Source organism: Paracoccus sp. UBA5162 (assembly GCF_002413585.1).
GTDB lineage: Bacteria > Pseudomonadota > Alphaproteobacteria > Rhodobacterales > Rhodobacteraceae > Paracoccus.
In genome coordinates this window covers 1-2056 of the sequence record NZ_DHXG01000012.1, presented here as the reverse complement: position 1 = coordinate 2056, position 2056 = coordinate 1, and the positions used below count along the sequence as shown (strand labels likewise).

Genomic DNA, 2056 nt, shown 5'->3' with positions numbered 1-2056 from the left:
ACCGGCATGAAATTGTAGCACAGCACCTCGATTCCCGCGTCGCGGAGATGGCGCATCGAGGCGATCCAGTTCGTCACATGCGCCCGCCAGTCGCCGCTCTGGGTCTTGATGGCCTCGCTGACCGGCAGGCTTTCGACCACCTCCCAGGCCAGCCCCGACGGGGTGCCGTCGCGCATGGCGGCGATCTGGGCCTGGCGGCGCGCGATCTCGTCGGGCAACCATGTTTCGCCGGTGGGAATGTGGTGCATGGCCGAGACCACGCCCCGCACACCCGCCTGAAGCATGTCGTCGATGGAAACCCGGTCCTGCGGCCCGAACCAGCGCCATGTCTGTCGCATTCTGTCCCTCTTTTCCTTCAGCCGATTGCGGGCCGGTCGGTTGCGCCCTGTCTAGCTGTCATTGCCCCAGCATCTCGGGTTGTTCAATGCGCAGTCGCTCCAGCGTCTCGTTGATGCGTGACAGATGGTCGGTGACGGCGGCGGCGGCGGCATCGGGGTCGCGATCGCGCAGGGCGCGCAGGATCACGCGATGTTCCTGCATCGCGTTCTGCGCGTTGTAGGACAGCGACAGATAGCGGGCGCGGTCCATGTGGCCCTTGTTTTCCTTGATCAGGGTCCACACCACCTCGCGACCGATGAAGGCGCAGATGTCGTGGTGAAACCGGTCGTCCAGCGCATGAAAGCCGCTGCGGTCGTCGGCTGCGATGGCGGCGTCCTGCCGGGCGATCAGATCGTCCAGCGCCCGATGCTGATCCGGGGTCAGGCGCAACGCGGCCTCGCGCGCGGTGGCGATCTCCAGCGCGTTGCGGATGAAATGCGCCTGCCGGATGGCCTGCTCCGAGATCTGCGTGACCACCGTCGCGCGCTGCGGACGGATCAGGATGAAGCCCATCTGCGACAGCCGGTAGAAGGCATCGCGCACCGGTTGGCGCGACACCCCCATCTGCGTCGCTACCTCGGCCTCGGACAGCCGGGCGCCGGGCGGCAGGGTCAGGTCGATCACCCGCTCATAGAGGGCGTCATAAACCTGGTCGGTCACGCTGGGCGGTCTTGCCTCGTCCAGCGCCGGCAGGGCGACATTGGCGGGCGATGCGGGCGGGGTCATGGCGGCTCCGGTTGACATCTCATAATCTAGCATATTAGATGACTAGCACAGTGGCAAGGCGAATCGGGGGGATGATGGCGCTGCTTGACGACGACCGCCTGTTTCCGTCCGAACCGGTTCAGCGAGATCTGGCGCGCGATCTGTATGAAGGCGTGCGCGATCTGCCCATCATCAGTCCGCATGGCCATACCGACCCGCGCTGGTTCGCCGAGGATCAGCCCTTTCCCGATCCGGCGCAGCTTTTCGTGACGCCGGACCATTATGTCTTTCGCATGCTGGCCTCGCAGGGGGTGCCGCTGGCCGATCTGGGCGTGCCGCGGGTCGATGGCGGCCCGGTCGCATCCGACGGGCGCAGCATCTGGCGGATTTTCGCGCGCCACTACCATCTGTTTCGGGGCACGCCGTCACGGCTGTGGCTGGATCATTCCTTCCGGCATGTCTTCGGCATCGACCGCCGCCTGACGGCCGAAACGGCGGACTGGTATTACGATCACATCGCCGATTGCCTTGCGAAACCCGAATTCCGGCCCCGCGCCCTGTTCGACCGCTTCGGGATCGAGGCCATCGCCACGACCGAGGCCGCCACCGACGATCTTCGCTGGCACCGGATGATCCGCGAATCGGGTTGGCCGGGCCGCGTGGTGACGACCTATCGCCCCGATGGTGTGATCGACCCCGAGATGGCGGGCTTTGCCGATAATGTTGCGCTGATGGGTCAGCAGACGGGGTTCGACACGACGACCTGGGCGGGCTACCTGGACGCCCACCGCGCCCGCCGCGCGTATTTCAGGGATTTCGGCGCGACCGCGTCCGATCATGGCCATGCCAGCGCCCGGACCGAGGATCTGCCGCAGGCCGACGCGGCCGCGCTGTTCGGAAAGGCGCTGAACGGTCGGTGTTCCGCCGAGGAAGCCGATGCCTTCCGAGGCCACATGCTGACCGAGATGGCCCG

3 protein-coding genes are annotated in these 2056 nt (G+C 66.3%); 1 reads left to right on the top strand and 2 read right to left on the bottom strand.

Translation table 11 applies throughout. The features are described from left to right. Both B4A72_RS01335 and B4A72_RS01330 read right to left on the bottom strand, forming a co-directional pair. Positions 1 to 338, bottom strand: a 338-nt coding sequence (locus B4A72_RS01335; RefSeq protein WP_292977982.1) for a mannonate dehydratase, incomplete at its 3' end; no start/stop codon positions are given. A 58-nt stretch (positions 339 to 396) separates the two neighbouring features. Continuing rightward, positions 397 to 1104 (bottom strand): GntR family transcriptional regulator, encoded by a 708-nt coding sequence (locus B4A72_RS01330; RefSeq protein WP_292952249.1) that lies wholly within the window; start codon positions 1102 to 1104, stop codon positions 397 to 399. 74 nt (positions 1105 to 1178) lie between these two features. On the opposite strand from B4A72_RS01330, the gene B4A72_RS01325 reads away from it, so the two are divergent. Then, on the top strand, positions 1179 to 2056 hold an 878-nt coding region (locus B4A72_RS01325; protein WP_292977981.1), incomplete at its 3' end, for a glucuronate isomerase.